This is a genomic window from Polaromonas sp. P4_F6, from assembly GCF_056401275.1.
The window spans coordinates 103,613-130,543 of sequence record NZ_JBFUJQ010000009.1 but is presented as its reverse complement, the minus strand read 5'-3'; the positions used below and the strand labels follow the sequence as shown (position 1 = coordinate 130,543).

Genomic DNA, 26,931 nt, shown 5'->3' with positions numbered 1-26,931 from the left:
AGTGGTCTTTACGCAGCCGGTAGAATGAAGGCCTCGGTTACTTGGCGGTTACGGCCCATGCAGGCAGCCCTCGTGCTGCGCGACCCACCGCGGGGACCTCGCCTTTTTCGGCAGCATTTTTAACTTTCTGGGGATTCTGATCATGGCACTCGTTTCGATGCGCGAGCTGCTGGACCATGCGGCAGTCAACGGCTACGGCATTCCGGCTTTTAACGTCAACAACCTCGAGCAGGTGCAAGCTGTCATGGAAGCGGCCAAGGAAACCGGCGCGCCCGTGATCCTGCAGGCAAGCGCCGGCGCGCGCAAATATGCCGGTGAGCCCTTCATCAAGCACCTGATCCAGGCGGCCATCGAGATGTACCCCAGCATCCCTCTCGTCATGCACCAGGACCACGGCCAGAACCCCGACGTCTGCCAGGGCGCCATCGATCTCGGGTTTTCGTCGGTGATGATGGACGGCTCGCTGGAGGCCGACGGCAAGACCATCGCCAGCTACGACTACAACGTCGAAGTGACCAAAAAGGTCTCCCAGCTGGCCCACAAGTACGGCGTCACCGTGGAAGGCGAGCTCGGCTGCCTGGGCTCGCTGGAAACCATGAAGGGCGACAAGGAAGACGGCCACGGCACCGATGCGACCATGACGCGCGAGCAGCTGCTGACCGACCCCGAGCAGGCCGCCGACTTCGTCAAGCGCACGCAGATCGACGCGCTGGCGATCGCCATCGGCACCAGCCACGGCGCCTATAAATTCACGCGCAAGCCCACCGGCGACATCCTGGCGATTGACCGCATCAAGGAAATCCACAAGCGCATTCCCAGCACCCACCTGGTGATGCACGGCTCCTCCTCGGTGCCGCAGGAGCTGCTGGCCCTGATCCGCCAGTACGGCGGCAACATGAAGGAAACCTACGGCGTGCCCGTCGAGGAAATCCAGGAGGCCATCAAGCACGGTGTGCGCAAGATCAACATCGACACCGACATCCGCCTGGCCATGACGGCCGCGGTGCGCAAGTTCCTGGCCGAAAACCCCGAAAAATTCGATGCGCGCGAATGGCTCAAGCCCGCCCGCGAAGCCGCCAAGCAGATCTGCAAGCAGCGCTACATCCAGTTTGGCTGCGAAGGCCAGGGTGCCAAGATCAAGGGCGACACCCTGCAGGTCGTGGCCGCCAAATACGCCAAGGGCGAGCTGGCCCAGGTCGTCCATTAAGGCGGCGTGAATAAACCCGCCAGGCGCCCGCGCGGATTGGCGATAATTCAAAGCCCGCGGCTCTTGCGAGTCGCGGGCTTTTTACGTTGACTCCCCCTCCCACGCCTGCACCATGACCCAAGCACTCCATACCTCCGCCCTGACCTCCCTGCCCCTGCTCGCGCGCGGCAAGGTGCGCGACAACTACGCCGTGGGCAAGGACAGGCTGCTGATGGTGGCCAGCGACCGGCTCAGCGCCTTCGACGTCATCCTGGGCGAGCCGATTCCCGGCAAGGGCGCGCTGCTCACGCAGATGGCGCTCTTCTGGTTCGGGAAGCTGGGCCACATCTGCCCCAACCACCTGACCGGCGAGGCGCCCGAAAGCGTGGTCACGCCGGCCGAAGTGCCGCAGGTGGTGAACCGCTCCATGCTGGTCAAGCGCTTGAAGCCCATCCCGGTCGAGGCCGTGGTGCGCGGCTACCTGGCCGGCAGCGGCTGGAAGGAATACCAGGAGAGCCAGGCCGTCTGCGGCGTGCCGCTGCCCGCGGGCCTGAAGAACGCCGGCAAGCTGCCGGAGCCCATCTTCACGCCGGCCGCCAAGGCCGAAGCCGGCGAGCACGACGAAAACATCAGCTACGAACAGGTGGTCAAGGTTGTCGGCCCGGAGCTCGCCGCACAGATCAAAAAAATCAGCATAGAGATCTACAGCACGGCCGCGGCCTTCGCGCTGACCAAGGGCATCATCATTGCCGACACCAAGTTTGAGTTCGGCCTCGACGAAAACGGCACGCTGACCTTGATGGACGAAGTGCTGACGCCCGACTCCTCGCGCTACTGGCCCATAGAAGGTTATGAAGCCGCCTACGCGGCTGGCCAGAACCCGCCCAGCTACGACAAGCAGTTCGTGCGCGACTGGCTTGAAGCCGTGCGCATCAACGGCAAGCCATGGGACAAAACCCCGCCCTCGCCGCACCTGCCGGCCGATGTGGTCGCCAAAACGGCGGCCAAATACCAGGAAGCGCTGACCCGGTTGACGGCCTGAAGCCCAGGCCCCGCCCGGCACCGCGATGGAATTCCTGCTGGAACTGCTGTTCGAGTTTTTTGGCGAGCTGTTTCTGCAGCTTTTGGGCGAGATGTTCGGCGGTGCGTTCAAGGCCGCCTGGTACAAACTGCGCGGCCGCGACCACGAACTGACGGCGGCGCAGGAAGCCGCATGGTCCGTCATGACCGGCATTGGCGCCGGCATCCTGACCGTGCTGGTCGTGCCGCAGCTGGCGATACGCCTGCACTGGCTGCAAATCCTCAACCTGCTGCTGGCGCCCGTGGTGGCGGGCCTGCTGGTCGAGCGGCTGCGCGCCTGGCGCGAATCGCGCCGCGAATTCAGCCTGGAGGTTGCCGGCTACGCCGCGCTCTTCGGTTTTGCCTTCGCCCTGACCCGCTGGCTTTTCGGCTCGTGAGCGGGGCTTAGCTCAACTCAACACCACGCTGCTGAGGCGGCGGCGGTAGGTCGCCACGACCGGGTCTTCCGGCGGAATCTGCCCGTCGGCCACCTTGGGTTTAGGGGCTTCCATGATGTCGAGGACGGCGATGTAGGTCTTGCGCGCGAGTTCCTCGTTCCAGGCCTTGTCGCGCATCAGGATTTCCAGCAGCTCGTCGAGGGCGTCGGTCCAGCGTTGCTGCACCATCAGGCCGCGCGCCTTGTCAAAACGCGCCTCGAAATCGCGCTTGTTGGCTGTGATCCTGGCGTCCAGGCCGGCAGCGCTGCCCGCACCCTGCGTGGCGGCAAAATCCATGGCGTCCATCCAGCGCTTGAGCGAGTCAAAACGCCGCACCACCGTGGTCTGCGCGATCACCGGTGCAAACGCCACCTTGGCGTCGTCTTCACGACCCATCTGCAGCAGCAGCTTCACGTAATCGAAGCGTGCGTTGTCGTCGGCCGGGTTGGCGGCCACCGCGTGCTGCAGTTTTTCGAGCACGTCGGCTGGGTCCGTGCTTTCTTCCTCCAGCGCCAGTTCGGCTTCCTCGGGCTCGCCGGCCGGCGGCAGGTGCTTGTCCAGGAATTCCTTGACTTTGCCTTCGGGCAGGGCACCGGCAAAGCCGTCCACAGGCTGGCCGTTCATCATCAGGATGCAGGTCGGGATGCTGCGTATGCCGAAAGCCGCGCCCAGCTGCTGCTCCTGGTCGGAGTCGATTTTCACGAGCTTGAAGCGCCCGGCATATTCCACCTCCACCTTTTCCAGGATAGGGCCCAGCGACTTGCAGGGGCCGCACCAGGGCGCCCAGAAATCGATCAGCACGGGGGTGGTCATGGAAGCGGCAACGACTTCCGCTTCGAAATTGGCAATGGTGACGTCTATCATGATTCAGTGGAAATGGGGCTGGAACAAGGGGTTTCAACCGCCGCGGCGCGGCTGGCTAGCCCGGGGAGCAGGCCCAAACGATAGCATGCGGGCCCCGTTCGCCGCCGCCCGCGCGTCCAGCCCTTAAAATCAGGGGTTACGGGCGAACGGCCTGCAATCCCCAAGACCAGAAGGTCCCAATGACGACGACAAACAATCCGGCCGCCCTGGTGGGCGTGGTGATGGGCTCCAGCAGCGACTGGGAGACCATGCAGCACGCGGTGCAGATCCTCACGCAGTTCGGCGTGGCGCATGAAGCCCGCGTGGTGTCGGCCCACCGCATGCCCGACGAGCTGTTCGCCTACGCCGAAGCCGCTTCGGGCCGAGGCCTGCAGGCCATCATCGCCGGCGCCGGCGGCGCGGCCCACCTGCCCGGCATGCTGGCAGCCAAGACTGTTGTGCCGGTACTGGGCGTACCGGTGGCCAGCAAACACCTGCAAGGCGTCGATTCGCTGCACAGCATCGTGCAGATGCCCAAGGGCATTCCCGTCGCGACCTTCGCCATCGGCAACGCCGGCGCGGCCAACGCGGCGCTGTTCGCCGTCGCCATGCTGGCCCTGCACGACAAGGCGCTGGCCGCCAAACTGCAGGCCTTCCGCGCCGAGCAGACCGCCGCCGCCCACGCCATGACCCTGCCGCCCGCATGAGCCTTCCTTCCGGCCTCCCTGTTTTCCCCGGCACCGTTTCCGCCTCCGGCCGGCCCGCCACGCTGGGCGTGATGGGCGGCGGCCAGCTGGGCCGCATGTTTGTGCACGCCGCGCAGCGCCTGGGTTATTTCACCGCGGTGCTTGACCCCGACGCGCAAAGCCCGGCCGGCCTGGTCAGCCACCACCATATCCAGACCGGCTACGCCGACGAGCAAGGCCTCAGGCAACTGGCCGCGCTGTGCGACGCCATCACCACCGAGTTTGAAAACGTGCCCGCGGGTGCATTGCAGGCACTGGGCGCCAGCCGCCCCGTGGCGCCGGGCGCCGCCGCCGTCGCCATCGCGCAAAACCGCATCGAGGAAAAATCCCACTTCACCGCCAGCGCCGCCGAGTCGGGCGCGCTGGCCGGTGTGAGCTGCGCGCCTTATGCGGTCATTGAAACCGAGGCGCAGCTCGCTGCCGTGCCGGCCGAACTACTGCCCGGCATCCTCAAGACCGCGCGCATGGGCTACGACGGCAAGGGCCAGGTCCGCGTCAGGAACGCGGCCGAACTCGCCGCCGCCTGGGCGGGCCTCAAGCAGGCGCCCTGCGTGCTCGAAAAAATGCTGCCGCTCAAGGCCGAATGCTCGGTCATCGTGGCGCGCGGCTGGGACGGCCGCATCGTGAGCTTCGCGCCGCAGCGCAATGTGCATGTGGATGGCATCCTGGCCGTGACCCAGGCCTATGAAGGCAATATGCCGGCCACGCTGGCGCAACGCGCATTGGCCGCGACCCACGCCATCGCCAAGCACGTCGGCTATGTGGGCGTGCTCTGCGTCGAATTTTTCCTGGTCGACGACGGCAGCGCCGACGGCGCGCTGGTCGTCAATGAAATGGCGCCGCGACCGCACAACAGCGGCCATTACACGATGGATGCCTGCGATGTTTCGCAGTTCGACCTGCAGGTCCACGCCATGGCCGGCTTGCCGCTGCCGCAGCCGCGCCAGCATTCGCCGGCCATCATGCTCAACTTGCTGGGCGACGTCTGGCTCGACGCCGATGGCCGGGCGCGCACGCCCGACTGGCAGGCCGTGCTGGCCCTGCCGGGCACGCATCTGCACCTTTACGGCAAGACCGAAGCGCGCGCCGGCCGCAAGATGGGCCACCTCAATATCACCGGCGCCGACGTCGCCGCGGTCAAGGCCACGGCGCGCCAGGCGGCCGCCATCCTGGGGCTGCCCGGGCTTGAAGACATCTGATCGACCTCTGATGATTTTGTCCGGCACCGATCCACAGGCCATTGCTGAGGCCGCCCGCCGCATCCAGGCCGGCGAGCTGGTCGGCTTCCCGACCGAAACGGTGTACGGCCTGGGCGCCGACGCGTCCAGCGACACCGCCGTCGCCGGCATCTTTTCGGCCAAGGGCCGGCCGGCGGATCATCCGCTCATCGTGCATGTGGCCGACGCCGCGCACGTAGAGGCTTACGCGAGCAGCGTGCCGCCGTTTGCCGCACGCCTGATGAAAGCCTTCTGGCCCGGGCCGCTCACGGTGATCCTGCCGCGCAAGCCCGGCGTCGCCGCGGCCGCTGCCGGCGGCCAGGATTCCATAGGCCTGCGCTGCCCCGCGCACCCCGTCGCGCTGGCTTTCCTCAAAGCCTGCAACACCGGCGTGGCCGGCCCCAGCGCCAACCGCTTCGGCCGCGTCAGTCCCACCACCGCGCAGCATGTGCGCCAGGAGTTCGGCGACGGCTTGCTGGTGCTGGACGGCGGCCCTTGCGACGTCGGCATAGAGTCCAGCATCGTTGACTGCACGCGCGGCCGGCCCGTGCTGCTGCGCCCTGGCGTGCTCACGCGCGCGCAGCTGGAAGCCGCCTGCGGTGAAGCCGTGCTGGGCAAGGATGAATTCGAGCGGCAGGCCCTGGACCATGTGGGTAAAGCCCCCCGCGCCTCCGGCACGCTGGAGGCGCACTACGCCCCCAATGCCAAGCTGCGCCTGATGGAGGCCGGGCCGATCCAGACCGCACTCGATTTGCTGGGCGCCGATGCGGCCCACATCGCGGTCTATGCCCGCAGCATCGTGCGCATCAAGTCCGAAAAAGTGCTGTACCGGCGCATGCCCGACGACGCGCTGGCCACCGCGCAGCAGCTGTTTGCCGTGCTGCGCGACTTCGACGCCAAGGGCGTCAAGCTGATCTGGGTCGAGAACCCGCCCCTCGATGCCGAATGGGACGGTGTGCGCGACCGGCTGGGGCGCGCTGCCGCGAGCTGAAGCGCGGTTCGGGCGGGGCCGCTATCATGGCCGGCATACCGTCATCACAGGGCGATTCCCATGCTCTCCATCCTCCTCACCATCTGGTTTCTCCACGTCGCGGCCATGATGAGCCCGGGGGCCAACGTGCTGCTGGTCTCGCAGCTCGCGGCCAGCGACAGGGCGCGCAGCGCGGTGTTCGCGGCGCTCGGTGTGACGGCGGGGGCCGCGATCTGGGCGCTCTGCGCGGTGCTGGGCGTCAATGCGATCTTTCAGGTCTTTCCGGGGCTGCGCCTGGCGCTGCAGGTGGCCGGCGGCCTGTACCTGCTGTATGTGGCGAGCCGGCTCTGGCGTTCCGGCGGTGTGGCGCTGGGCAGTAGCGGCCCCACGGTGTCTTCGCGGGCGGCTTTCCGGCTTGGCTTGCTGACCAACATCACCAACCCGAAATCGGCGCTGTTTTTCGGCAGCGTGTTTGCTGCTTCATTCCCGGCATCGCCCAGCCCGGCGCTGCAGGCAGCGGCGGTCGCCATGATCGTGGCCAATGCGCTGTGCTGGCATACCTTGCTGGCTTACCTGTTCTCGCGGGAGCGGGTGCGGCTGGCCTATGCCCGCACGCGTGGAACGGCCGACCGTATCGCTTCGGCGGCTGTGGGCGCATTGGGCTTGGGGCTGTTGACGGCCTCCTTGCGCGAGGCGCGTTCTTAAACAGGTTTTTAAGGCAGCGCGAACTGCCCTTCGGGCTCCGGCTCGTCCGGCCCGTCCCGGGTTTCCTCGTCGAGCCATTGCAGGTAGGTCGCGGAACCCGCGCTGATCGCTATCTGCACAATCTCCGGTGTTTCGTAGCTGTGGTGCGCGCCGATGAAGCGCTCCAGCGCCGCGTAGCGCGCCTGCGGCGTTTTGACCGACAGGCGAAATTCTGTTTCGTTGCACAGCCTGCCCTGCCAGCGGTAAATGCTTTGGATGGGCTGGATCTGCACGCAGGCACCCAATCGGGCTTCGACAATGGCTTGGGCCAGGCTTTGTGCTTCCTGCGCCGTGGCCGTTGTGGTCAGCACGAGGCAGTACACCTTGTTACTGCTGGAGGAGTGGCTGGCTGCTTGCATGGTGAGGCTCCGGTTCGGCTCGCCGCGCCGGACAGGCGGCTGCCCAAATTTCAGGCATTGTGGCGCAAGCCGCGCCGGATGGGGTTTTGGCCCTCAAGCCCCGGGGTCATCAACAGCTTTGTCCACACCCCTCAGGGATAACTTGCCGGCCCCGGGCCGGGAAATTGCCTAGCGGGCCGCTTCTTTCACGGCCCATTCCAGCAGCGCGTCCAGCGCCGGGCGCGCGGCGCTGGCGTTCGGGTGGTTGATGAGCCCCACCACGATATACCGCGTGCCGCTGTGGCCGTTGGCGTAACCCGCGATCGCGCTCACGTCCCGTAGCGAGCCGGTCTTCAGGAAGGCCAGCCCCGCCACGCTTTTGCCGCGCTCGCGCAGCGTGCCGTCCACACCCGCCACGGGCAGCGAATCGGCAAAGTCCGCGGCCAGCGGGCTCCTGGCCGCATGCAGCAGCAGGGCCGACAGGGCTGCCGCCGTCACACGCTCCTGGCGGCTCAGGCCCGAGCCGTTGTCCATCAAGGGCGGCGCCGTGCCCGGCAGGTTTTTTTTCCACCAGGCGGCCAGCGCGGCATGGGCCGATTCGAGCGTGCCGGCTTTGGGCTGGCCCAGGCCGGCATGCAGGCCCAGCGTCAAAAAGACGTGCTGGGCCATCACGTTGTTCGAGTATTTGTTGATGTCGCGCACCACTTCCAGCAGCGGCGGCGAGGAGTGCTCAAAGCGTATCGAGGCCTTTTCGCCCGAGAGCGTGCCGGTGCTGCGCAGCATCGCCAGTTCCTGCGGCGTGGCGTCGCGCGCCGTGCCGGTCAGCAGGCCGCCCAGCTGCCGCCACGAGCCCTCGATGGCACGCGCGGCAAAGCTGGCCGGGTCGGCGTAGGCGCTGGGCCAGATTTTTTCGCCGCAGGCCGACGAATAGGTGCCGAGGAATTCGATGTTGAGCGGGTTCTCGACGCTGGCGCGCAGCTCGCTGCGCCAGTCGCCGCAGCGCGCCACGCGCACCAGGGGCACGCTGGCGCCCACCTGCACGCCTGCCAGCGGCGGCTCGTAGCGCACCAGCGCGCGGCCGCTGGGCAGGTCCGGCGTGAACGTCATCACGATGGACTTGAAGTTGATGAGCAGCGCATCGGGCCGCGCGTTGTAGGGCCGCAGCGGCTCGCCGTCGAATTCGCCCGGGTCGGTGGCCGGCACGCTGAAGGCGCTGCGGTCCAGCACGATGTCGCCGCGAATCACCCGCGCGCCGCCGGCCTGCACCTGGGCCAGCAGGGCCTGCAGGCGCTCCACCACGAGTTTGGGGTCTCCCCCGCCCTGCACCACCAGGTTGCCGTTCAGCAGGCCGCCCGAGGTGCTGCCGTCCAGTAGCACCCTGGTTTTCCAGGTGAAATCGCGCCCCAGCGCATCGAGCGCCGAATAGGTGGTGACCAGCTTCATGACCGAAGCCGGGTTCATGGGCGTGTCTATGCGCCAGCTCAGGCGCGGCACCGGCTTGCCGCCGGCCGCTTCGACCACCAGCATGGACACCGCGTCGCGCGGCACCTTGGCGCGCGCCAGGGCTTTTTCAATCGGGGCCGGCAGGCGCGGGGCTTGCGCCAGGGCGGTGCGGGGAATGCAGGGCAGGGCGGCGATCAGCGCGGCGGCCAGCAGGCCCCGCGCGAGGGCATGCGGCGCACGCGGGCGCGGCGGGTCTTGGGTCATGCGGGGATTATCGCGGCAGCGCGCCGGCCATTGGCGGGGATAATCGGGGTGCACCTGCCCGCCAGCCCCTTTAATCAAGCGCTGCCGGCCCTCGATACACCCGACCGACCGCATGCCTCCATTCCTCAAATTCCTCGCCTTTGACACCAGCACCGACCGCATGTCGGTGGCCGTGACCGACGGCGCGCGGACCTGGCAGCACAGCGGCCCCGGCGGCGCGCAGGCCTCGACCACGCTGATTCCGGCCGTCCTCGCGCTGCTGGCCGAAGCCGGGCTGGCGCTGGGCGAGCTGGACGCCATCGCCTTCGGCCGCGGCCCGGGCTCGTTTACCGGCCTGCGCACGGCCTGCGCCGTGGCCCAGGGCCTGGCCTTTGGCGCCAGGAACGGTGCCGGCATGCCGGTGCTGCCCATAGACACGCTGATGGCGGTGGCCGAGGAAGCGCGCTCGCAGCAGCCCGGCGCCAAGCAGCCGTCCACCATCACGGCCCTGCTCGACGCGCGCATGGACGAGATGTATGTGCAAAGCTTTGAATTCAGCAATGGCCAGTGCCGTGCGCTGGGTGAATGCGAGTTGCTGCGGCCCGAGGACTTTGTGCCCGATGCGGCGGCCGGGCTGCTGGCCGGCAATGTGTTTGCCGTCTATGCCGGGCGCCTGCCGGCCGCCATGCCGGCGCAGGCCGAAGCCCTGCCCACGGCCGCCGCCTTGCTGCGCCTGGCGCCCAGGCTGGCCGCTGCGGGGCACTGTGTGAGCGCCGAGCTTGCCCTGCCGCTTTACGTTCGCGATAAAGTAGCGCTCACCACCGAGGAGCGCGAGCGGGTCAAGGCCGCCAAGCTCCTCGCTGAGGCCCCGCCCCTTTCACCATGAACGCCATCCTCAAACCCCTGGAAGCCCAGTTCGAAGCCATGACGCCCGCCTGGCTGGACGCGGTGCTGCGGGTGGAGCAAAGCGCCTACAGCCAGCCCTGGACCCAGGGCAACTTCCTCGACTCGCTCAACGCCGGCTACCAGGCGCAGTTGCTGACCGCCGGCAACGCCCCCGACGCCCGGCTGCTGGGCTATTTCGTGGCCATGAAGGGCGTGGACGAGGTGCACCTGCTCAACATCACCGTGGCACCCGAACACCAGCGCCAGGGCTGGGCCCGCATCATGCTCGACGGCTTGGCCCTCTGGTCGCGCGCCCAGGGCGCGCAGTGGCTGTGGCTGGAAGTGCGTGTGAGCAATGCGCGCGCCAAGGCGGTGTACGAGAGCTACGGCTTTCGCCATGTCGGCACGCGCCGCAACTACTACCCGGCCGGCGCCTCCGCGCGCGAAGATGCCGTGGTCATGAGCCTGGCGCTATGAGCATGGAATTGAGCAAGCGCCACCGTGCCATGCTGCGCGAGATGGGTGTGCGCGTGTGGCTGCCGCAGGCGGCGCCCGCGGCTGAAGCGGTGATGGACGTGGCTATTGCCCGCGCCAGCGCAGTGGCAAGCCCCGCGGCAGCCCTGCCGCAAGCCACGCCGGCGGCGGCCCTCGCGGTGCGCGAAGTGCCGCCTCCTGTGCGCACCCCAGCCCCTCGCGCACTGGTGGCCGCGCCGCCCGCCGAAGCGCGTGAAGCCGCCGCACCCAATATCTCAGGTGCGTGGAGCATGGGCGCGGCCCAGGCTTTGTATGCCGAGGCCGCCCATGACCAGGGTGCGCGCTGGCTGGTGCTGGCCGAAACGCCGGCGGTCGCGCTGCAGCGCGAACCCTTCAATGCTTTCGAGGGCGATGCCGGCAAGCTGCTCGACAACATGCTGCGCGCCGCGCGCCTGCACAAGGCCGGCGTGGTGCTGCTCGCGCCGCTGGTGCGTGGCGCGGCAGCCGGCGTGGGCGCCGCCCTGCCCGAGGCGCTGCCGGCTCTGCTGGCCAGCGCGCAGCCCGACATCGTGCTGGTCATGGGCCGGCTTGCCGCGCAGGCCTTGCTGCAATCGAGTGAGCCCTTCGGCAGGCTGCGCGGCCAGGTGCACACCCTGCACGGTGCCCAGGCGGTGGTGACTTATGACGCCACCTATTTGCTGCGCAACCCATCGGACAAGGCCAAGGCCTGGGACGACCTGTGCCTGGCGATGAGCCGGGTGGCTACGCCTGCCGCAAGCTGAGACTGCTTCAGGCCTTGGCGGTGCCCCGGCTGGGCGCCAGCACCGAGGCGATCGCCGCCACCATCAGCAGCACCGCGGCCCAGTCCTGCCAGTGCAGCACCTCGCCCAGACCCAGCGCGCCTGAAAACACGCCCAGGATGGGAATCATCATCACGCTCAGCGTTGAGGCCACGGGCGGCAGCGCGCGCGCCAGCGTGAACCAGGCCGCGTGGGCAAAACCGAAGATCAGCACCGCGTTGTAGACAATCGCCGCCCAGGCCGTGGGCGAAGGCACTTTCCACTGCGGCAGCTCGAACACCGTGCCCAGCCCGCTCATCACCACGGCCGTCATCACCGTCATCCAGAACGAAATCGTCAAGGTCGCGGCCGCTATCGTGGTCTTGCGCAACAGCTGCGTGCCCAGCGCCCACACGGCGGCGGCCACCAGCGCGCACAGCACGCCCAGCGGCCGGCCCGTCAGGTTGGTCAGCTCATACCAGAGCAGCAGGGCCACGCCCAGCGCCGCGGCGGCTACACCCAGCCAGTTGCGCGGTTTTAGTTTGGCGCCGAAAAACCAGGCGCCCAGCAGCGCCGAAAAAATCGGCATGGTGTAACCCAGGATGGCGGCGCGCCCGCTGCTCAGGTTTTTCACCGCCAGGATGATGAGTGCATGCCAGACAAACATATTGGCCGCTGCCAGCCAGAACAGTTCGCGCCATTTGTCACGTGGTACCAAAAACGGCACCTTGAGCAGCACCATCGCCAGGCCCAGCACCGGAATGCCCAGCCAGATCGAGATCGCGCGAAAGGTCAGCGGCGGGTAGTCCGCGACGCCCATCTTCATCACCGGCCAGTTCAGGCCCCAGACCAGGGTGAGCAGGACCAGGAGGACGAGTTGGCGTTGGGAGAGTTGCATGCAGGGTGGTCTGATGGTTTGCGCGATTGTCCCGTTTTGAGGCAAAACTTGCTGAAGAGCCACCTTCTTACAATATGGGGTATGACTTTCCTCGACATGCTGGGCGCCGCAGAACGCCAAAACAACTCCATGCTCTGCGTCGGCCTGGACCCGGAGCCGACCAAATTCCCCGGCAAGCTCAAGGGCGACGCCAACAAGATTTACGATTTCTGCGCCGCGATCGTCGACGCCACCGCCGACCTGGTGATTTCCTTCAAGCCGCAAATCGCCTACTTCGCGGCCCACCGCGCCGAAGGCCAGCTCGAACGCCTGATGGAACACATGCGCCGCGTCGCGCCCCAGGTGCCCATCATCCTGGACGCCAAGCGCGGCGACATAGGCTCCACCGCCGAGCAGTATGCCAAGGAAGCGTTCGAGCGCTACGGCGCCGACGCGGTCACGCTCTCGCCTTTCATGGGATTTGACTCGGTCGCGCCCTATCTGAAATACCAAGGCAAGGGAGCGTTTTTGCTGTGCCGCACCTCCAACCCCGGCGGCGACGATTTGCAGAACCAGCGTTTTGCCTCCATCGAAGGCGAGCCACTGCTGTACGAACACGTTGCCCGTTTGGCGCAAGGGCCGTGGAACCTTAACGGCCAGCTGGGCTTGGTGGTGGGCGCGACCTATCCAGCTGAAATCGAACGTGTGCGCGCTGTTGCGCCGACTTTGCCGCTGTTGATCCCCGGTGTCGGAGCGCAAGGCGGTGACGCTGTGGCCACGGTGCGTGCAGGCTGGAAACCTGGCGCTCCCATCATCGTCAACTCGTCACGCGCGATTATTTATGCGTCGTCCAATGACGATTTCGCTGAAGCCGCGCGGCGTGAGGCCTTGAAGACGCGCGACATGCTGCAGGCGGCGCGCGCTTAAACAGCCGGCCAAACAACGCTCGAACCTCGCTGGCTGAGCATGGAAGATTTCCCCGAGAAGAAGCCTTTCTGGAATCCTTCCTACGCAAAACCCATCGTCTATACGAGCCTGTTTGGGATTGCGGTGTTTGTGGGGCTTAGCATGGCTGTGAAAGCCGTGACTCCCCCGGCGGAGACAAAGTTGCTGCGCGGATGGCCGGTTGCGGGCAAATACACCAATGACACCTCGAGGGGGCGCCGCAACAGTTGGGCTACCAAAATCGGCGAGGAATACGTGGTTTGCGTCGGCTCCGCTTATGGTGGAAAAACCGACTGCGCGAAAGATTACGAAGGCAAGCAGGTCGTCGCCGTAAGGGCGGTGATGCCCAGTCTCTATGGCGACGAGCTTGTCATTGCCGAGCTTCGCGAAGGCTCCAGATTGCTTTATTCCCGGTCCGATGCCGAGTTATTGACGCAATGGGAATATTTCTCTTTTTCTGAAACGAAGCTCTGGACATTTATGGTCGTCGTCCTTTCCGGGATGCTCTTTTCGGTGCTCGTGGTGCCTGCAGCTCAGGCCAAAAAGACCTGAAGCGCAGTCGCTGAAGTCATCGAAACCCGTACAACCCCGCCGGGTTGTCCACCAAAATCCTCCTCCGGCCCTCATCACTCGAAACCCACGAAAACAGCAAGTCATAGAGGTCGACCTCGGAAGGCGGCGGATTGCGCCCCGGATGCGGCCAGTTGCTGGCCCAGAGGCAACGTTCTGGAAATTTTTCGGCCAGCGTGCGCGCGATCAGGCTCACATCGTCATAGCCGGGTGCGCCGATCTTCGAGGTCTCATACGGCGCCGACAGCTTGATCCACACATTGCCGGTATCCAGCACGCGCAGCAACGACTGAAACGAAGGATGGTCCGGTTTGACGGGCTCCAGGAACTTGCCGTTGTGGTCTATCACCAGCTTGCAGGGCAGGCGCTTGAGCATCTCTTCATGCTCAGGGAAATTGCGGCCGTCCAGCTGCAGGTTGACCATCCAGTCCATGGCGGCCAGGCGCGCCGCCATGGGCTCCAGCGAACTCCATTCGAGCACCGGGTTGATCATCATGTAACGCACGCCGCAAATGCCCCCGTCGTCCAGGCGCTTGAGCTCGGCGTCGGTCACTTCGGGCGCCACCAGCGCGATGCCGCGGCCCGACTCGCCGAGCTGGGCCACGGCATCCAGCGTGCAGCTGTTGTCAAAGCCATAGGCCGAGGGCTGGACAATGACCGCGCGGCTCAGGCCCAGCGCTTGTTGCACTTCGCGGTAGGTGGACACCGGCAGATGTGGCGGCACCCAGGCCACGTTGGGCACCATGGGGTATTTGTTTTCGTAAATGTGCACATGGCAGTCGCACGCGCCGGCGTAGGTGGTGTTCTGGGTGGCTTGCATGAAAAGAGCGCTTTCGCAAAAGGGTTTGATGCGGCACCAGGCTCAGGCCGGCTGAGGTGCCTGGGTGGCTTGCTGCCAGCGCGTGGCCTGCGCCGCGTTCACCGCGCCCTGCGGCGCGCGCCCCTGCAGCAACTCGGCCACCTGTGCCACGGTTTCCATGGCCTGGTGTTCGACCGCGGGTGGCGTAAGGCCGCCGATATGCGGGGAGGCGATCACGCGCGGGTGCGCGGCCACACGTGGTGAGGGCATCTGGTCGGGCGCACGGCCCACGTCGACAGCGCAGCCGGCGATCGTGCCGGCATCCAGCGCCGCCAGCAGTGCATCGTCATCGACCAGGTTGCCGCGCGAGGCATTGATAAAAAAAGCACCGGGCTTCATGGCGGCGAAGGCCTTCGCGTCCATCATGTTTTCTGTGGCTTCCGTCGCGGCGGCCAGGCAGACCACATAGTCGGAACGCTGCAGCAAGGGCAGCAGCTCGACCTGCTCAAGTTCCTTGCGGCCGGTCGGCGTATAGGGGTCGTGCACCACGACGTGCATGCCCAACGCCAGCGCCACGTCACAGAGGTAGCGGCTGATCTGCCCGTAACCGATCACGCCCAGCGTGGCGCCGCGCAGCTCGCGGCCCATGACGGGCAGCACGGGCCGGCCCGCGTGGTAGTCGGCCGCGGCCCTGCTGATGTGGCGGCTTAAATCAATCATCACGCCGACAATCCATTCGCTGACCGAGGGGATAAAACCCGCGCTGGCCTGGGTGACCAGCACGCCGTGGCGGCTGGCGGCCGGCACGTCGATGTTGCGGATGTCGATGGCGCAGCGTACAAAGGCCAGCAGGCGCGGCAGGCCGGCGAACAGCGCCTCGTCGCCCACCGTCTGGCGGTAGGAAATGATGACCTCGCAATCGGCGGCCAGCGCGGCCAGCTCACTGGAAGAGAGGTCGGTGTCGCCCGGGTTGAAACGCACCTCGGCGACGGCCCGCAGCGCGGCGATCGCGCGGTCGCCGAAGTAGTGCCCTAGCTTGCTTTGGGGGTGGCTGACAAAAACCGTTGCCATTCAAAAACCTTGTGTTCAGTGCGCACCAAAAATCAGCGCCCGCGGGCCTGGTATCTCACGGCGGAATCGCGCGCCACCAGCGTGGGCTGGAAGATGTATTCCCGGGTCTCTATGGAAGGGTCGGCCAGCCGGCTCATCACGCGTTCGACCATGACCTGCGCCATCTCGGGCACCGGCAGGCGCACGCTGGTCATGGCCGGGTGCATCAGGGTGGAGAGGAACACGTTGTCTATGCCGATCACCGACACGTCTTCGGGCACCGCCAGGCCCGCGTCGCGAAAGCCCGCCATCAGGCCGAAAGCCATCAGGTCGTTGACGCCTATCACGCCGGTGGGCCGCTCGGGCCCTTGGGCCAGCAGGCCGGCCTGGGCACGGCCGACTTCGCTCATCATGGAGTCCCCGTACTCGTCGACCGGCGTGCCTTCGACGACGCGGGCGCTGCCTTCCAGCCCCGAGCTTTTCGCGGCGGCCATAAAGCCGGCGATTTTTTCGTTACGGCTCATGGTGCGGCCGGCCGGGGTGACAAACGCCAGGCGGCGGTGGCCCAGGTCTATCAGGTGCTGCGTGGCGATGCGCGCCGACTCGAAGCTGTCCACCGTGACGTGGTCGACGATGGAGCGCCTGTTCGGCGTGGCGCGCCTGTCGTAGCTGACCATCACCATGCCGCGTTCGGCCGCGGCCTCCACATGTTGCTCGTCGATCAGCGAGGAGATGATGATCACGCCGCGCACGCCGTGAGCCAGCAGGTCGTCGAAGAAGCGCGTCTCCTTGTCCCTGTCGCGGTAGGTGTTGCCTATCATGATGCGAAAGCCGTAGCGCTCCTGCGCCAGGGTTTCGATCTCGCGCGCGATGAAGCCGTACATGGGGTTGGCCATGGACGGCACCAAGAGGCCTATCAGCGGCGTGTAGCCGGTCTTGAGCTGGCGCGCCGTGGAGTTGGGCCGGTACTTGAGCTCGGCGATCGCGGCCTCCACGCGTGCCAGCGTCTCGGCGGCCATGCGGTTGGCACGGCCGTTGAGAACGTTGGACACGGTGCTGGTGGAAACCCCGGCCAGGCTGGCGACATCTCGGATCTTGCTCACGGCGTTTGTCTTTTCATCAAGGTTTGAAGGCGGTCACAGCCCCATGCGGGTCGGCAGCCACAGGGAAAATTGCGGCACCAGCACCAGCAGGATAAGCGTGACGAACAGCACCGCCAGGTATTTCATCATGGGCCGGGCCACGTCCTTGACGTGCGTGCCGGTGATGGCGCAGGTGGCGAACAAGCCCAACCCGACCGGCGGCGCGAACAAGCCCAATCCCATGGCAATCACCATGACGGTCCCAAAATGTAATGGATTGACGCCCAGCTGGGAGGCAATCGGCGTCAGCAGGGGCCCGAAAATGATCAGAGCCGGCGCGCCCTCCAGCACGGCGCCGAAGACGATCATGATGAGCACCGAAAGAATCACGAACATGGTGCTGCCGTAGGCATGCGCAAAACCGATCATGAAAGTCGACAGGTATTGCGGGATCTGCTGTATGGTCAGCGCAAACGACACGCTGGACGCCGCCGCCACGATAAAAAGGATGCCGCCGGCCATGGAGGCCGAGCGCACAAAGAGCTGTGCCACCGACCTCACCGTGAGCTCGCGAAACGCCATCCAGCCCACCACCAGCGCATAGACCACGGCAAAGGCCGAGACCTCGGTGGAGGTTGCCACGCCCGAGGTCACGCCCTTGCCGATCATGGCAACCATGATGAGCGCCACCATGGCACCGCCCAGCAGGCGCAGCATCGGCGTGCGCACGTCAAAGGCCTCGTCGGGGTTGATGCGGGTGCCCACGTAAACCGTTACCGCCGCCAGCGACAGCGCCAGCACGGCCGCCGGCACCAGCCCGGCCATGAAGAGGCCGGCAATCGAGATGTTGGCGACAAAGCCCATGATGATCATGTTGATGCAGGGCGGAATCGTCTCGGCCATCACGGCCGTGCAGGCCAAGAGGCCCGCGGTTTCGTTCGGGTCCTGTTTGGTCTTGCGCACGGCCGGCATGATGATGCCGCCCACTGCCGCGATGTCGGCCAGCTTGGAGCCCGACACGCCCGAGAAGAAGGCGGTCGCCGTGATGGTGATCAGCCCCAGCCCGCCGCGCACCCGGCCGAACATGCGCAGCAGCAGCTCGATGAGGCGGGACGACATGCCGTTGGACTCCATCAGCAGCCCGGCCAGCACAAAAAAGGGAATCGCCAGCAGCACATAGTGGTCGGTGCCCGCCATCACCTGCTGCGAATACACCAGCATGGGCAGGGAGGGGTCGGCCATGAAGAACACCAGGGAGGACAGGCCCAGCACAAAAGCAATCGGCACGCCCAGCAGCAGCCCGCCCAGGAAGCCGGCGGTCAGCAGCATCCAGGGCTTGACGGCCAGGCCGGGCAGCAGCATGTTCCAGCCCACCACCGCCGCCACCATGGCGATGCCGATTCCCAGGGTGGACCAGACCACGCGCGAAGGCCCGTTGACCGCGTTGGCGATGCCGAACAGGGTCATGAACAGGCTGCCGATCACGACGGGGAAGGTGTAAATCCATTGCGGCAGGCCTATGGGCGTGGTGCTGGACCAGGAGTCCACCAGCAGGCCGACCGAGGAAACGAAGAGGCAGGCCGAAACCCCCACGATGATCCAGCTCGCGAACTGGACCAGCGCCGGCTGCCAGCGCGCGGGCAACAGGCCGCGGAAGATGTCCACGCCCACATGCTGGCTGCGCGCCAGCACCGTGGCCGCGCCGAAAAACACCAGCACGATCATCAGCGCGCGCGCCACTTCCTCGGCCCAGTCGAAGGGCTCGTGCAGGAAGTAGCGGAACACCACCGAGGCAAACACCACCAGCACGTCGACGGCCAGCACCACGCCCGCGGCGTACTCGGTCATGCGCATCAACCAGGCCAGCCAGCGGCCGGGCGAATGGCCGACGCTGAAGCCGGGCGCGGACGCCTGCGCCGGGTTGTGGAACGGGGTTGCGGTATCGGGCAGGGCCGCCGACAGGCTGGCTTCCATGCTCAGCCCCGCGCCGCGCTGATGGCCGTGAACAGCGGCGCGGTTTCAGGGTACTGCTTGGCAAAGCCGGCCCAGAGTTTGGTTTCCATTTCCTTGCGCACCTGGTCGCGCTCGTTTTTGGCCATGGGCGTGAAAGTGATGCCCAGTTTTTTCAGGTCTTCAATGCCCTGCAGGCCTTTTTCGGTGCCGGTCTTGCGCAGCTGCACCGTCGAATCGGCGGCGGCCTTCATGAAGGCCGGGCGCAGCTCGGCGGGGACACGCTCTACGCCGCGCTTGCCCATGATGCAGACCATGGGGCTGAACAGGTGCTCCGTCATCCAGCAATGCTTGACCACCTCGTTGAGCTTGCTGGCCAGCACCGTGCCCGAATCGTGTTCGAAGCCGTCGACCACGCCGGTCTGCGCGGCCATGTAGAGCTCGCCAAAGGAAATCGGCGTGGGGATCGCGCCCATGATCTTGAAGGTCTCGATAAAAGCCGGCGTCGGCAGCACACGCAGCTTGACGTTCTTGATGTCGGCCAGCGACTTGACCGGCTGCTTGGTGTAGACGTTGCGGGCGCCGTAGTGCGCGCTCCAGGTGATGACCTGGCAGCCGGTGCCTTTTTGCAGCATTTCGTTGAGCTTGGCGCCCACGCCGCTGTCCAGCGCCTTGGCCACGTGCTCGTAGCTGTCGAACAGGTAGCCCAGGTCCAGCATGCCCAGCTGCGGCGTCACCGTGGCCCAGATGGACGAGCCGGTCAGCATCATGTCGATGGAGCCGACCTTGACCTGCTGCACCACGTCGCTTTCCTTGCCGAGCTGGTTGTTGGGAAAGTAGTCGATGCGTATCTTGTCGCCCACGGCCTTCTTGAGGTTGGCCTCCATGAGCTGCTGCCAGGCGAAGTGCGAGGAATTGAGGTCGGGCAGGTGCGCCGACGACAGGCGTAGCGCGACAGTGGACTGGGCCTTGGCCAGGCCCGAAAACCCCGTCGCCATGGCAACGGAGGCGGCAGAAGTGGCCTGGACAAAGCGGCGGCGTGAAAGTGAACCCATTTTTGTCTCCTGATGTGTTTTGCGGTGCGCTGGGGAATCTCGGTGTTCTTTGTAGAACGATTTACTGTATCGTTGCACCAAATTAGCCGTCAAGCCGGATGGGCGCGGTTTTGCTAGGTGTTTTCCTCCGTAAACCGGTGTGGGGCGCAGGTTTTGCCGCTGGCGGCAAAAGCGCCGCGAAATCCAGGGTGACAGACCCAACGCCCCTTTTTGGTTCGCTCGGCAATCGCGGAAAACCCGGGTCTTGACGCGAGCGGGCAGCGGCGCAGAATGCATCAGCTGCCGAGCTTGTATGTACAAGTTACGTGCGGCAACCGGCGGGGTATATGGGCACGGTTCGTGCTCTCCTCTAAAGCCTCCCAGGGCCAGGGCGCAGCCGCCACAAGCGGCGCAGCGCATTCTTTTTGAACCGTCCAACAGAAGGAAACCATCTTGAACCACATGCTCCCCCTCATCAGCCGCCGCGTGCTCTGCGCCACGGCCGCGGCCGCCATGCTGGCCTGCGGCGCCGGCGCCGCGCTGGCCGCCACGCCCAAGGACACGCTGGTGCTGGCATTCGGCTTTGACGACATCATCACCATGGACCCGGCCGAGGCCTTCGAGCTGTCCGCCGGTGAAGTCATGGGCAACACCTACGACCGCCTGCTGCGCCTGGACGTGAACGACCCGTCCAAGCTGGTGGGCGACGTGGCCAAGTCCTGGAGCGTCTCGGCCGACGGCAAGACCTATACCTTCGAGATCAAGCCCGGCCTCAAATTCGCCTCGGGCAATCCGCTGACGGCCGAAGAAGTGGCCTACTCGCTGCAGCGCGCCGTGATGCTGGACAAGTCGCCGGCCTTCATCCTCACGCAGTTCGGCTTTTCCAAGGCCAACGTCAAGGACAAGATCAAGGCCACCAGCCCGACCGTGCTGACCATGGAGACCGACAAAGCCTACGCGCCGACCTTCGTCTTCAACTGCCTGACGGCCAATGTGGCCGGCATTGTCGACATGAAGCTGGTGCAGTCCAAGGAGGTCAACGGCGACTGGGGTTATGCCTGGCTCAAGACCAACTACGCCGGCTCCGGCCCGCTCAAGCTGCGCGAGTGGCGCGCCAATGAAATCGTGGCGCTGGAGCGCAACGACAACTACTACGGCACCAAATCCAAACTCGCGCGCGTGATCTACCGCCACGTGAAGGAATCGGCCACGCAGCGCCTGCTGCTGGAAAAAGGCGATATCGACATCGCGCGCAACCTGAGCCCGCAGGATATCGCGGCGCTCTCGGCCAACAAGGACGTGAAGCTCACCTCCACACCCAAGGGCACGGTCTACTACATCAGCCTGAACCAGAAGAACCCCAACCTGGCCAAGCCCGAAGTGCGCGAGGCCATGAAATACCTGGTCGACTACGGCGCCATCGGCGACACGCTGATCAAAAACATCGGCGTGGTCAACCAGAACTTCCTGCCGCAGGGCCTGCTGGGCGCCAGCACCGAAAAGCCCTACAAACTCGACGTGGCCAAGGCGAAACAGCTGCTGGCCAAGGCCGGCCTGCCCAACGGCTTCAAGGTGACCATAGACATGCGCACCATACAGCCGGTGCAGGGCATCACCGAGGCCTTCCAGCAGACGGCCAAGCAGGCCGGCATAGACGTCGAGATCATTCCCGGCGACGGCAAGCAGACGCTGACCAAGTACCGCGCGCGCACCCACGACATGTACATAGGCCAGTGGGGCGCCGACTACTGGGACCCGCATTCGAACGCCGACACCTTCACGCGCAACCCCGACAACGCCGACGACGCCAAGGCCAAGCCCCTGGCCTGGCGCAATGCCTGGGCGATCCCCGAGCTGACCAAGCAGTCGGACGCCGCCGTGCTGGAGCGCGACGCCGGCAAGCGCAAGAAGATGTACGAGGAGCTGCAGGCCGAGTTCCGCAAGACCAGCCCCTTCATCATGCTGTACCAGCAGACCGAGGTGGCGGCCTACCGCAGCAACGTCGACGGCCTGAAGCTGGGCCCGACCTTCGACAGCAACTACGTGTTCAACGTGTCCAAGCACTGACGGCTCCACCGACTTTGGCCATCCCCGATCCCACGGCCGCCGGCGTGGCGCCGCTCAGCGCGGTGAGCACGCGCACGGCCGGCCAGCGCCTTGCACCCCACGCCAGGAGCTTTGGCAACTTCCTGGTGGTGATACTGCTCACCTACCTGGGCCTGCTCGCTGTGACCTTTTTCATAGGCCGGGTGATCCCGATAGACCCGGTGCTGGCCATCGTGGGCGACCGGGCGCCGGCCCATGTGGTCGCGCGCGTGCGTGAAGAGCTGGGGCTGGACAGGCCGCTCTACCAGCAGTTCTACATCTACCTGGGCAAGGTGCTCAAGGGCGACTTCGGCACCTCGGTGCTGACCGCCAACCCGGTGATGACGGACATCAAGCGCGCCTTTCCGGCAACGCTGGAGCTGGCCAGCCTGGGCATCTTGATAGGCGCAGGCCTGGGTGTGCCGCTGGGTGTGTGGGCGGCCGTGCGGCGCGGCAAGCTGGTGGACCAGGTGGTGCGCGTGATAGGCCTGGTCGGTTATTCGGTGCCCATCTTCTGGCTGGGGCTGATGGCACTGGTGGTGTTTTATGCGCGCCTGGGCTGGGTCTCGGGGCCGGGCCGCATCGACGTCAGCTATGAATACACGCTCACGCCCGTCACCGGCCTGCTGCTGCTGGACACCGCCATGGCCGGCGAGTGGGAAGCGTTTCGCAATGTGTTTTCGCACCTGATCCTGCCGGCCTCGCTGCTCGGTTATTTCGCGCTGGCCTACATCAGCCGCATGACGCGTTCCTTCATGCTCAACGAACTCGCGCAGGAATACGTGATCGCCGCGCGCGCCAAGGGTTTGTCGGAGTCGCGCATCATCTGGCGCCACGCGCTGCGCAATGCCATGGTGCCGCTGGTGACGGTGATCGCGCTGTCCTATGCCGGCCTGCTCGAAGGCTCGGTGCTGACCGAGACCGTGTTCGCCTGGCCGGGCCTGGGCCTGTACATCACCAACTCGCTGCAGAACGCCGACATGAATGCGGTGCTGGGCGGCACCATCATCGTGGGCTCGATTTTTGTGGGTTTAAATTTGCTGTCCGACGTTTTGTACAAATTGCTGGACCCAAGGACGCGTATCCGATGACCTCAAAGACGGCATCCTTGCGCGACTGGCTGAGCACCGACCGCCCCACCTCGCGCCGCCAGGCCTTTATGGGCCGGGTCTACCACGGCTGCCGTGATTTTTCGCGCAACCGGCTGGCCATGCTGGGCCTCTTCATCGTGCTGGGCCTGGTGGGGGTGGCGATCTTTGCCGAGCTGCTGGCGCCGTATTCGGCCTATACCGGCGACCTGCGCACCACGCGGCTGCTGCCGCCCTCGTGGACGCATTGGTTCGGCACCGACGACCAGGGGCGCGACATTTTTTCGCGCGTCATCATAGGCTCGCGCATCACGCTGATGGTGGTGATCCTGGTGGCGGTGCTGGCCGCGCCGCTGGGCCTGATTGTCGGCACCGTGGCCGGTTATGCCGGCGGCTGGGTCGATGCGGTGCTGATGCGCATCACCGACATCTTTCTCGCGTTTCCGCGCCTCATCCTGGCGCTGGCCTTTGTTGCGGCGCTGGGGCCCGGCATACAGAACGCGGTGATCGCGATCGCCATCACCTCCTGGCCGCCTTATGCGCGCATGGCGCGCGCCGAGACGCTGACGATTCGCCAGACCGACTACATCGCCGCCGTGCAGCTGCTGGGCGCCTCACCCTGGCGCATCGTGCTGGGCCACATCATGCCGCTGTGCCTGTCCTCGGTGATCGTGCGCGTCACGCTGGACATGGCCGGCATCATCCTGACGGCCGCCGGCCTGGGCTTTCTGGGCCTGGGCGCGCAGCCGCCCATGCCCGAGTGGGGCGCGATGATCGCCAACGGCCGCCTGTATGTGCTGGACCAGTGGTGGGTGGCGGCCGCGCCCGGCGCCGCGATCTTTATCGTGAGCCTGGCTTTCAACCTGCTGGGCGACGGCTTGCGCGACGCGCTGGACCCCAAGGCGGCCAAATGACGGACGCCAACGTTCCTCTGCTGGTGGTTGACGATCTGTGCGTCAGCTTTCCGCGCCGCGGCGGCGGCATGACCGAAGCGGTGCGCGGCGTGTCTTTCACGCTGGGCCGCGAGCGCCTGGGCATCGTCGGGGAATCAGGGTCGGGCAAGTCGCAGACCGGCCGCGCCATCATGGGGCTGACCGCACCGGAGGGCCGCATCAGCGCCAGGCGCCTGGAGTTTTCCGGCACGGACCTGCTTAACTGCGCGCCGGCGCAACGGCGCGCGCTGCGCGGCGGCCGCATCGCCATGGTGTTGCAGGACCCGAAGTTTTCGCTGAACCCGGTCATGACGATTGGCGCGCAGATCGTGGAGACGCTGCAGGCCCACACCCGCGTGTCGCCCGCGGAAGCCAAAAAACGCGCGCTCGCCGCGCTGGAGTCGGTGCGCATTGACGACCCGGCGCGCGTCTTCAGGCTCTACCCGCATGAGGTCTCGGGCGGCATGGGCCAGCGCGCGATGATCGCCATGATGCTGATCGCCGATCCCGACCTGCTGATCGCCGACGAGCCCACCTCGGCGCTGGACGTCACGGTGCAGCTGCAGGTGCTGTCCATACTCGACACCCTGGTGGCCGAGCGCGGCATGGGCCTGATCCTGGTCTCGCACGACCTGCGGCTGGTGTCCACCTTCTGCGACCGCATCCTTGTGATGTATGCCGGCCGTGTGGTGGAGGAGCTCGCCGCCGGCGGCCTGGCCCAGGCCAAACATCCCTACACACGCGGCCTGATGGCCTGCCTGCCCAGGCTGGGCGCGTCCACCCATCCGCTGGCCACGCTGGACCGGAAACCGGAGTGGGCGCTGTGAACGCCCCAACTGCAGCGACGCCGCTGGGCCTGGAAGTCAACGGCCTGCGCGTGGAATACGACGGCTTTGTCGCGGTGGCCGGCACCACCTTTACCGTGAACCCCGGCGAGAGCTTCGGCATCGTCGGCGAATCGGGCTCGGGCAAGTCCACGGTGCTGCGCGCCATCTGCGGGCTGGCGCCGCGCACGGCCGGCACGGTGCGGCTGCTGGGCCAGGACAGCGCGCCCGGCAGCAAGGCCTTCAGGCGCCAGGTGCAGATGGTGTTCCAGGACCCCTATGGATCGCTGCACCCGCGCCACACGGTAGACCGCATCCTGGCCGAACCGCTGGCCATTCACGGCATAACCGATGCAGAAGTGCGCATAGAGCGCGCGCTCGAGGAAGTCGGCCTGGGCACGGGTTTTCGTTTTCGTTACCCGCACCAGCTTTCGGGCGGCCAGCGCCAGCGCATCGCGATCGCGCGGGCCCTGATCCTGGAGCCGCAAATCCTGCTGCTGGACGAGCCCACTTCGGCGCTGGACGCCTCGGTGCAGGCCGAGGTGCTCAACCTGCTCGAAGAACTGCGGCGCCGGCGCGGCCTGACTTTCATCATGGTGAGCCACGACCTGGCCGTTGTCACCCATTTGTGCGAGCGGCTCATGGTGATGCAACGCGGCCAGACGGTGGAGATGCTGCCTTCGGCCGACCTGGCGGCGCACAAGGTCACCAATGCCTACACGCTGAGCCTCATGGAAGCTTCCACCGGCTTCAAGCGCCGCGCCGAGGCCGGGGCACCCACCACGGCATAGTGGTGGCCATTCTTGACTGGCGCATCGGGCGTGCGCGTGCTTTAATTTCCTTTCACCCACGGAGGCCTCCGACATGATCAACTGGGAAGCCCACGCCTGCCTGCCGCTGCACCCTAGGGCCGATTTTTCGCCCATGGACGCCTTGCGCGCCGCGGGCGTCAACTATGTGTCCATCAACGTCGGCATGGACATGAACCCGGTGTCGCAAATCATGGCGGTGATCGCCGCCTTTCGCACCAGGATCGCGGCGAACCCGGAGCGCTACCGGCTGGTCTCCAGCGTGGACGAGATCCGCGAAGCCGCCGCGGCGGGCGTACTCGCCATCGGTTTTGACCTCGAAGGCGCGATGCCCTTGCAGGAGCACACCGAGATGGTGGCGCTGTACCGCGAGCTCGGCGTGCGGCAAATCCACTTTGCCTACAACCGCAACAACAGCGTGGCCGACGGCTGCCATGACGAGGCGCGCGGCCTCACGCCGCTGGGCCTGCGCATGGTGCGGGCCGTCAACAAGGCCGGCCTGCTCATGGACTGCTCGCACACCGGCCGGCGCTGCAGCCTGGACATCATGGCGGCTTCGTCAAAGCCGGTGATCTTCAGCCACGCCAACCCACTGGCGCTGGTGGAACACGGCCGCAACATCACTGACGAGCAGATACGCGCCTGCGCGGCCACCGGCGGCGTGGTCTGCATCTCGGGCGTGTCGGCCTTCCTCGGCACCCCCACGCCGAACGCCGGCGACATGGCGCGGCATGTCGCTTATGTGGCCGGCCTGGTGGGCGCGCAGCATGTGGGCATAGGCCTGGACATCAGCTTTCGCCAGGACGAGCTCAACGACAACCCGCCCGGCGACTACGACCCGGACTACTGGTGGCCCAAGGCTGCCGGTTACGACCGCAGCGTGCAGCGCATGACTTACACGCCGGTCGAAACCTGGCGGCTGTTGCCCGCGGCGCTGCGCCAGGCCGGCCTGAACGCGGCCGAGATCGAGGGCGTGATGGGCGACAATATGATGCGTGTGGCCGGCATCGCCTGGCAGCACGCCTGAACATCCCGCAACCCACCGGCAGCTTTTCATGTCCTCCATCACGCTTCGTTTCCTGGCCGAACCCAGCACCGTCAACTTCGGCGGCAAAGTCCATGGCGGCACCGTCATGAAATGGATTGACGAGGCCGGTTATGCCTGCGCCACCAGCTGGGCCAAGCGCTACTGCGTCACCGTCTCGGTGGGCAGCATACGTTTTCAGCGCCCCATCATGATCGGCGACCTGGTCGAAGTCGAAGCCCGGCTGGCCTACACCGGCAAGACCAGCCTGAACATCTCGGTGGAAGTGCGCGCCGGCGACATGAAAATCGGCCAGATGGCGGTGATCACCGAATGCCTGGTGGTGTTTGTCGCGGTCGACCTGGACGGCAAGGCCTTGCCCGCCCAGGAATGGCGGCCCGAGACCCCCGGCGACGTCGCGCTGGCCCAGCGCGTCAAGGCGCACCTGGACGCCGCGCGCAGCATGCAGCTGTCCTGAGCCGCGCCTGTCTCGTTCCG

28 protein-coding genes are annotated in these 26,931 nt (G+C 66.2%); 19 read left to right on the top strand and 9 right to left on the bottom strand.

The annotated features are described in order from the left end of the window. Window positions 1-142: 142 nt before the first annotated feature. The 3 genes from fba to AC1DUN_RS19575 all read left to right on the top strand — a co-directional run bounded on the left by fba (window position 143) and on the right by AC1DUN_RS19575 (window position 2,643). Window positions 143-1,207 carry a class II fructose-bisphosphate aldolase gene (gene fba / locus AC1DUN_RS19585; RefSeq protein WP_477715423.1) on the top strand — a complete coding sequence of 355 codons (1,065 nt, stop codon included), beginning with the start codon at window positions 143-145 and terminating at the stop codon, window positions 1,205-1,207. Between the two features lie 112 nt (window positions 1,208-1,319). Beyond that, window positions 1,320-2,228: a phosphoribosylaminoimidazolesuccinocarboxamide synthase gene (locus tag AC1DUN_RS19580; protein ID WP_477715422.1), complete on the top strand. Its 909-nt coding sequence runs from the start codon at window positions 1,320-1,322 to the stop codon at window positions 2,226-2,228. Window positions 2,229-2,253: 25 nt separating this feature from the next. Next, window positions 2,254-2,643: a hypothetical protein gene (locus AC1DUN_RS19575; RefSeq protein ID WP_477715421.1), complete on the top strand. Its 390-nt coding sequence runs from the start codon at window positions 2,254-2,256 to the stop codon at window positions 2,641-2,643. A 12-nt stretch (window positions 2,644-2,655) separates the two neighbouring features. On the opposite strand, the gene trxA is transcribed toward AC1DUN_RS19575, so the two are convergent. Further along, on the bottom strand, window positions 2,656-3,546 hold the full coding sequence (gene trxA, locus AC1DUN_RS19570) for a thioredoxin (protein WP_477715420.1): 891 nt from the start codon (window positions 3,544-3,546) through the stop codon (window positions 2,656-2,658). A 179-nt stretch (window positions 3,547-3,725) separates the two neighbouring features. Between trxA and purE the strand changes: the two genes are divergently transcribed. The 4 genes from purE to AC1DUN_RS19550 are packed head-to-tail and all read left to right on the top strand — an operon-like array spanning window position 3,726 to window position 7,163. Next, a complete protein-coding gene (gene purE, locus AC1DUN_RS19565) occupies window positions 3,726-4,232 on the top strand; it encodes a 5-(carboxyamino)imidazole ribonucleotide mutase (RefSeq protein WP_007870044.1) in 507 nt (168 codons plus the stop codon). Then, window positions 4,229-5,470 carry a 5-(carboxyamino)imidazole ribonucleotide synthase gene (locus AC1DUN_RS19560; RefSeq protein WP_477715419.1) on the top strand — a complete coding sequence of 414 codons (1,242 nt, stop codon included), beginning with the start codon at window positions 4,229-4,231 and terminating at the stop codon, window positions 5,468-5,470. The genes purE and AC1DUN_RS19560 overlap by 4 nt, the downstream gene beginning before the upstream one ends. A 10-nt stretch (window positions 5,471-5,480) precedes the next feature. Beyond that, entirely contained in the window at window positions 5,481-6,479 is a 999-nt protein-coding gene (locus AC1DUN_RS19555) for an L-threonylcarbamoyladenylate synthase (protein ID WP_477715418.1), read from the top strand. A 60-nt stretch (window positions 6,480-6,539) separates the two neighbouring features. Then, window positions 6,540-7,163: a LysE family translocator gene (locus tag AC1DUN_RS19550; protein ID WP_477715417.1), complete on the top strand. Its 624-nt coding sequence runs from the start codon at window positions 6,540-6,542 to the stop codon at window positions 7,161-7,163. A gap of 8 nt (window positions 7,164-7,171) precedes the next feature. Here the strand turns inward: AC1DUN_RS19550 and cutA are convergent, their stop codons facing one another. Both cutA and dacB read right to left on the bottom strand, forming a co-directional pair. Then, a complete protein-coding gene (gene cutA / locus AC1DUN_RS19545; RefSeq protein ID WP_477715416.1) occupies window positions 7,172-7,561 on the bottom strand; it encodes a divalent-cation tolerance protein CutA in 390 nt (129 codons plus the stop codon). A gap of 168 nt (window positions 7,562-7,729) precedes the next feature. Then, window positions 7,730-9,247, bottom strand: coding sequence for a D-alanyl-D-alanine carboxypeptidase/D-alanyl-D-alanine endopeptidase (dacB, locus tag AC1DUN_RS19540; RefSeq protein WP_477715415.1), 1,518 nt, complete (start codon window positions 9,245-9,247; stop codon window positions 7,730-7,732). A 112-nt stretch (window positions 9,248-9,359) separates the two neighbouring features. Between dacB and tsaB the strand changes: the two genes are divergently transcribed. The 3 genes from tsaB to AC1DUN_RS19525 are packed head-to-tail and all read left to right on the top strand — an operon-like array spanning window position 9,360 to window position 11,367. Then, entirely contained in the window at window positions 9,360-10,112 is a 753-nt protein-coding gene (gene tsaB / locus AC1DUN_RS19535) for a tRNA (adenosine(37)-N6)-threonylcarbamoyltransferase complex dimerization subunit type 1 TsaB (RefSeq protein WP_477715414.1), read from the top strand. Next, window positions 10,109-10,588 carry a ribosomal protein S18-alanine N-acetyltransferase gene (rimI, locus tag AC1DUN_RS19530; protein ID WP_477715413.1) on the top strand — a complete coding sequence of 160 codons (480 nt, stop codon included), beginning with the start codon at window positions 10,109-10,111 and terminating at the stop codon, window positions 10,586-10,588. Before tsaB ends, rimI begins: the two co-directional genes overlap by 4 nt. After that, the gene (locus AC1DUN_RS19525; RefSeq protein WP_477715412.1) at window positions 10,585-11,367 is read left to right on the top strand and encodes a uracil-DNA glycosylase family protein; all 783 of its coding nucleotides are present in this window, start codon (window positions 10,585-10,587) and stop codon (window positions 11,365-11,367) included. Before rimI ends, AC1DUN_RS19525 begins: the two co-directional genes overlap by 4 nt. 7 nt (window positions 11,368-11,374) lie before the next feature. Here the strand turns inward: AC1DUN_RS19525 and AC1DUN_RS19520 are convergent, their stop codons facing one another. Beyond that, a complete protein-coding gene (locus tag AC1DUN_RS19520) occupies window positions 11,375-12,262 on the bottom strand; it encodes a DMT family transporter (RefSeq protein WP_477715411.1) in 888 nt (295 codons plus the stop codon). A gap of 81 nt (window positions 12,263-12,343) precedes the next feature. On the opposite strand from AC1DUN_RS19520, the gene pyrF reads away from it, so the two are divergent. Continuing rightward, the gene (gene pyrF, locus AC1DUN_RS19515) at window positions 12,344-13,168 is read left to right on the top strand and encodes an orotidine-5'-phosphate decarboxylase (RefSeq protein ID WP_477715410.1); all 825 of its coding nucleotides are present in this window, start codon (window positions 12,344-12,346) and stop codon (window positions 13,166-13,168) included. A gap of 39 nt (window positions 13,169-13,207) precedes the next feature. After that, window positions 13,208-13,738, top strand: coding sequence for a hypothetical protein (locus AC1DUN_RS19510; protein WP_477715409.1), 531 nt, complete (start codon window positions 13,208-13,210; stop codon window positions 13,736-13,738). A 16-nt stretch (window positions 13,739-13,754) separates the two neighbouring features. Here AC1DUN_RS19510 and AC1DUN_RS19505 read toward each other — a convergent pair whose 3' ends face one another. From AC1DUN_RS19505 to AC1DUN_RS19485, 5 genes are read right to left on the bottom strand one after another with little or no spacing between them, the layout of a single operon-like run. Continuing rightward, entirely contained in the window at window positions 13,755-14,576 is an 822-nt protein-coding gene (locus AC1DUN_RS19505; protein ID WP_477715408.1) for an amidohydrolase family protein, read from the bottom strand. 42 nt (window positions 14,577-14,618) lie between these two features. Continuing rightward, the gene (locus tag AC1DUN_RS19500; protein ID WP_477715407.1) at window positions 14,619-15,626 is read right to left on the bottom strand and encodes an NAD(P)-dependent oxidoreductase; all 1,008 of its coding nucleotides are present in this window, start codon (window positions 15,624-15,626) and stop codon (window positions 14,619-14,621) included. Window positions 15,627-15,658: 32 nt separating this feature from the next. After that, window positions 15,659-16,708 carry a LacI family DNA-binding transcriptional regulator gene (locus AC1DUN_RS19495; RefSeq protein WP_477715406.1) on the bottom strand — a complete coding sequence of 350 codons (1,050 nt, stop codon included), beginning with the start codon at window positions 16,706-16,708 and terminating at the stop codon, window positions 15,659-15,661. 33 nt (window positions 16,709-16,741) lie between these two features. Next, complete coding sequence (locus AC1DUN_RS19490; protein ID WP_477715405.1) at window positions 16,742-18,661, bottom strand: TRAP transporter large permease; 1,920 nt, start codon at window positions 18,659-18,661, stop codon at window positions 16,742-16,744. 2 nt (window positions 18,662-18,663) lie between these two features. Beyond that, window positions 18,664-19,692: a TRAP transporter substrate-binding protein gene (locus tag AC1DUN_RS19485; RefSeq protein ID WP_477715404.1), complete on the bottom strand. Its 1,029-nt coding sequence runs from the start codon at window positions 19,690-19,692 to the stop codon at window positions 18,664-18,666. Window positions 19,693-20,133: 441 nt separating this feature from the next. On the opposite strand from AC1DUN_RS19485, the gene AC1DUN_RS19480 reads away from it, so the two are divergent. From AC1DUN_RS19480 to AC1DUN_RS19450, 7 genes are all read left to right on the top strand, one after another. Beyond that, complete coding sequence (locus tag AC1DUN_RS19480; RefSeq protein ID WP_477715485.1) at window positions 20,134-21,738, top strand: ABC transporter substrate-binding protein; 1,605 nt, start codon at window positions 20,134-20,136, stop codon at window positions 21,736-21,738. Window positions 21,739-21,752: 14 nt separating this feature from the next. Beyond that, window positions 21,753-22,847, top strand: coding sequence for an ABC transporter permease (locus AC1DUN_RS19475; RefSeq protein WP_477715403.1), 1,095 nt, complete (start codon window positions 21,753-21,755; stop codon window positions 22,845-22,847). After that, window positions 22,844-23,758 (top strand): nickel transporter permease, encoded by a 915-nt coding sequence (gene nikC, locus AC1DUN_RS19470; RefSeq protein ID WP_477715402.1) that lies wholly within the window; start codon window positions 22,844-22,846, stop codon window positions 23,756-23,758. The genes AC1DUN_RS19475 and nikC overlap by 4 nt, the downstream gene beginning before the upstream one ends. Continuing rightward, window positions 23,755-24,603 (top strand): ABC transporter ATP-binding protein, encoded by an 849-nt coding sequence (locus tag AC1DUN_RS19465; protein ID WP_477715401.1) that lies wholly within the window; start codon window positions 23,755-23,757, stop codon window positions 24,601-24,603. The genes nikC and AC1DUN_RS19465 overlap by 4 nt, the downstream gene beginning before the upstream one ends. A 23-nt stretch (window positions 24,604-24,626) precedes the next feature. Further along, entirely contained in the window at window positions 24,627-25,391 is a 765-nt protein-coding gene (locus AC1DUN_RS19460) for an ABC transporter ATP-binding protein (RefSeq protein ID WP_477715484.1), read from the top strand. A 73-nt stretch (window positions 25,392-25,464) separates the two neighbouring features. After that, window positions 25,465-26,436, top strand: coding sequence for a dipeptidase (locus AC1DUN_RS19455; RefSeq protein ID WP_477715400.1), 972 nt, complete (start codon window positions 25,465-25,467; stop codon window positions 26,434-26,436). Window positions 26,437-26,464: 28 nt separating this feature from the next. Continuing rightward, the gene (locus AC1DUN_RS19450) at window positions 26,465-26,911 is read left to right on the top strand and encodes an acyl-CoA thioesterase (protein WP_074579169.1); all 447 of its coding nucleotides are present in this window, start codon (window positions 26,465-26,467) and stop codon (window positions 26,909-26,911) included. Window positions 26,912-26,931: the final 20 nt, after the last annotated feature.

Excerpts from the sequence above, each read along its gene's own strand:
- fba (WP_477715423.1), top strand. The coding sequence starts at position 143 with ATGGCACTCGTTTCGATGCGCGAGCTGCTGGACCATGCGGCAGTCAAC.
- AC1DUN_RS19580 (WP_477715422.1), top strand. The coding sequence starts at position 1,320 with ATGACCCAAGCACTCCATACCTCCGCCCTGACCTCCCTGCCCCTGCTC.
- AC1DUN_RS19575 (WP_477715421.1), top strand. The coding sequence starts at position 2,254 with ATGGAATTCCTGCTGGAACTGCTGTTCGAGTTTTTTGGCGAGCTGTTT.
- trxA (WP_477715420.1), bottom strand. The coding sequence starts at position 3,546 with ATGATAGACGTCACCATTGCCAATTTCGAAGCGGAAGTCGTTGCCGCT.
- purE (WP_007870044.1), top strand. The coding sequence starts at position 3,726 with ATGACGACGACAAACAATCCGGCCGCCCTGGTGGGCGTGGTGATGGGC.
- AC1DUN_RS19560 (WP_477715419.1), top strand. The coding sequence starts at position 4,229 with ATGAGCCTTCCTTCCGGCCTCCCTGTTTTCCCCGGCACCGTTTCCGCC.
- AC1DUN_RS19555 (WP_477715418.1), top strand. The coding sequence starts at position 5,481 with ATGATTTTGTCCGGCACCGATCCACAGGCCATTGCTGAGGCCGCCCGC.
- AC1DUN_RS19550 (WP_477715417.1), top strand. The coding sequence starts at position 6,540 with ATGCTCTCCATCCTCCTCACCATCTGGTTTCTCCACGTCGCGGCCATG.
- cutA (WP_477715416.1), bottom strand. The coding sequence starts at position 7,561 with ATGCAAGCAGCCAGCCACTCCTCCAGCAGTAACAAGGTGTACTGCCTC.
- dacB (WP_477715415.1), bottom strand. The coding sequence starts at position 9,247 with ATGACCCAAGACCCGCCGCGCCCGCGTGCGCCGCATGCCCTCGCGCGG.
- tsaB (WP_477715414.1), top strand. The coding sequence starts at position 9,360 with ATGCCTCCATTCCTCAAATTCCTCGCCTTTGACACCAGCACCGACCGC.
- rimI (WP_477715413.1), top strand. The coding sequence starts at position 10,109 with ATGAACGCCATCCTCAAACCCCTGGAAGCCCAGTTCGAAGCCATGACG.
- AC1DUN_RS19525 (WP_477715412.1), top strand. The coding sequence starts at position 10,585 with ATGAGCATGGAATTGAGCAAGCGCCACCGTGCCATGCTGCGCGAGATG.
- AC1DUN_RS19520 (WP_477715411.1), bottom strand. The coding sequence starts at position 12,262 with ATGCAACTCTCCCAACGCCAACTCGTCCTCCTGGTCCTGCTCACCCTG.
- pyrF (WP_477715410.1), top strand. The coding sequence starts at position 12,344 with ATGACTTTCCTCGACATGCTGGGCGCCGCAGAACGCCAAAACAACTCC.
- AC1DUN_RS19510 (WP_477715409.1), top strand. The coding sequence starts at position 13,208 with ATGGAAGATTTCCCCGAGAAGAAGCCTTTCTGGAATCCTTCCTACGCA.
- AC1DUN_RS19505 (WP_477715408.1), bottom strand. The coding sequence starts at position 14,576 with ATGCAAGCCACCCAGAACACCACCTACGCCGGCGCGTGCGACTGCCAT.
- AC1DUN_RS19500 (WP_477715407.1), bottom strand. The coding sequence starts at position 15,626 with ATGGCAACGGTTTTTGTCAGCCACCCCCAAAGCAAGCTAGGGCACTAC.
- AC1DUN_RS19490 (WP_477715405.1), bottom strand. The coding sequence starts at position 18,661 with ATGGAAGCCAGCCTGTCGGCGGCCCTGCCCGATACCGCAACCCCGTTC.
- AC1DUN_RS19485 (WP_477715404.1), bottom strand. The coding sequence starts at position 19,692 with ATGGGTTCACTTTCACGCCGCCGCTTTGTCCAGGCCACTTCTGCCGCC.
- AC1DUN_RS19480 (WP_477715485.1), top strand. The coding sequence starts at position 20,134 with ATGCTCCCCCTCATCAGCCGCCGCGTGCTCTGCGCCACGGCCGCGGCC.
- nikC (WP_477715402.1), top strand. The coding sequence starts at position 22,844 with ATGACCTCAAAGACGGCATCCTTGCGCGACTGGCTGAGCACCGACCGC.
- AC1DUN_RS19465 (WP_477715401.1), top strand. The coding sequence starts at position 23,755 with ATGACGGACGCCAACGTTCCTCTGCTGGTGGTTGACGATCTGTGCGTC.
- AC1DUN_RS19455 (WP_477715400.1), top strand. The coding sequence starts at position 25,465 with ATGATCAACTGGGAAGCCCACGCCTGCCTGCCGCTGCACCCTAGGGCC.
- AC1DUN_RS19450 (WP_074579169.1), top strand. The coding sequence starts at position 26,465 with ATGTCCTCCATCACGCTTCGTTTCCTGGCCGAACCCAGCACCGTCAAC.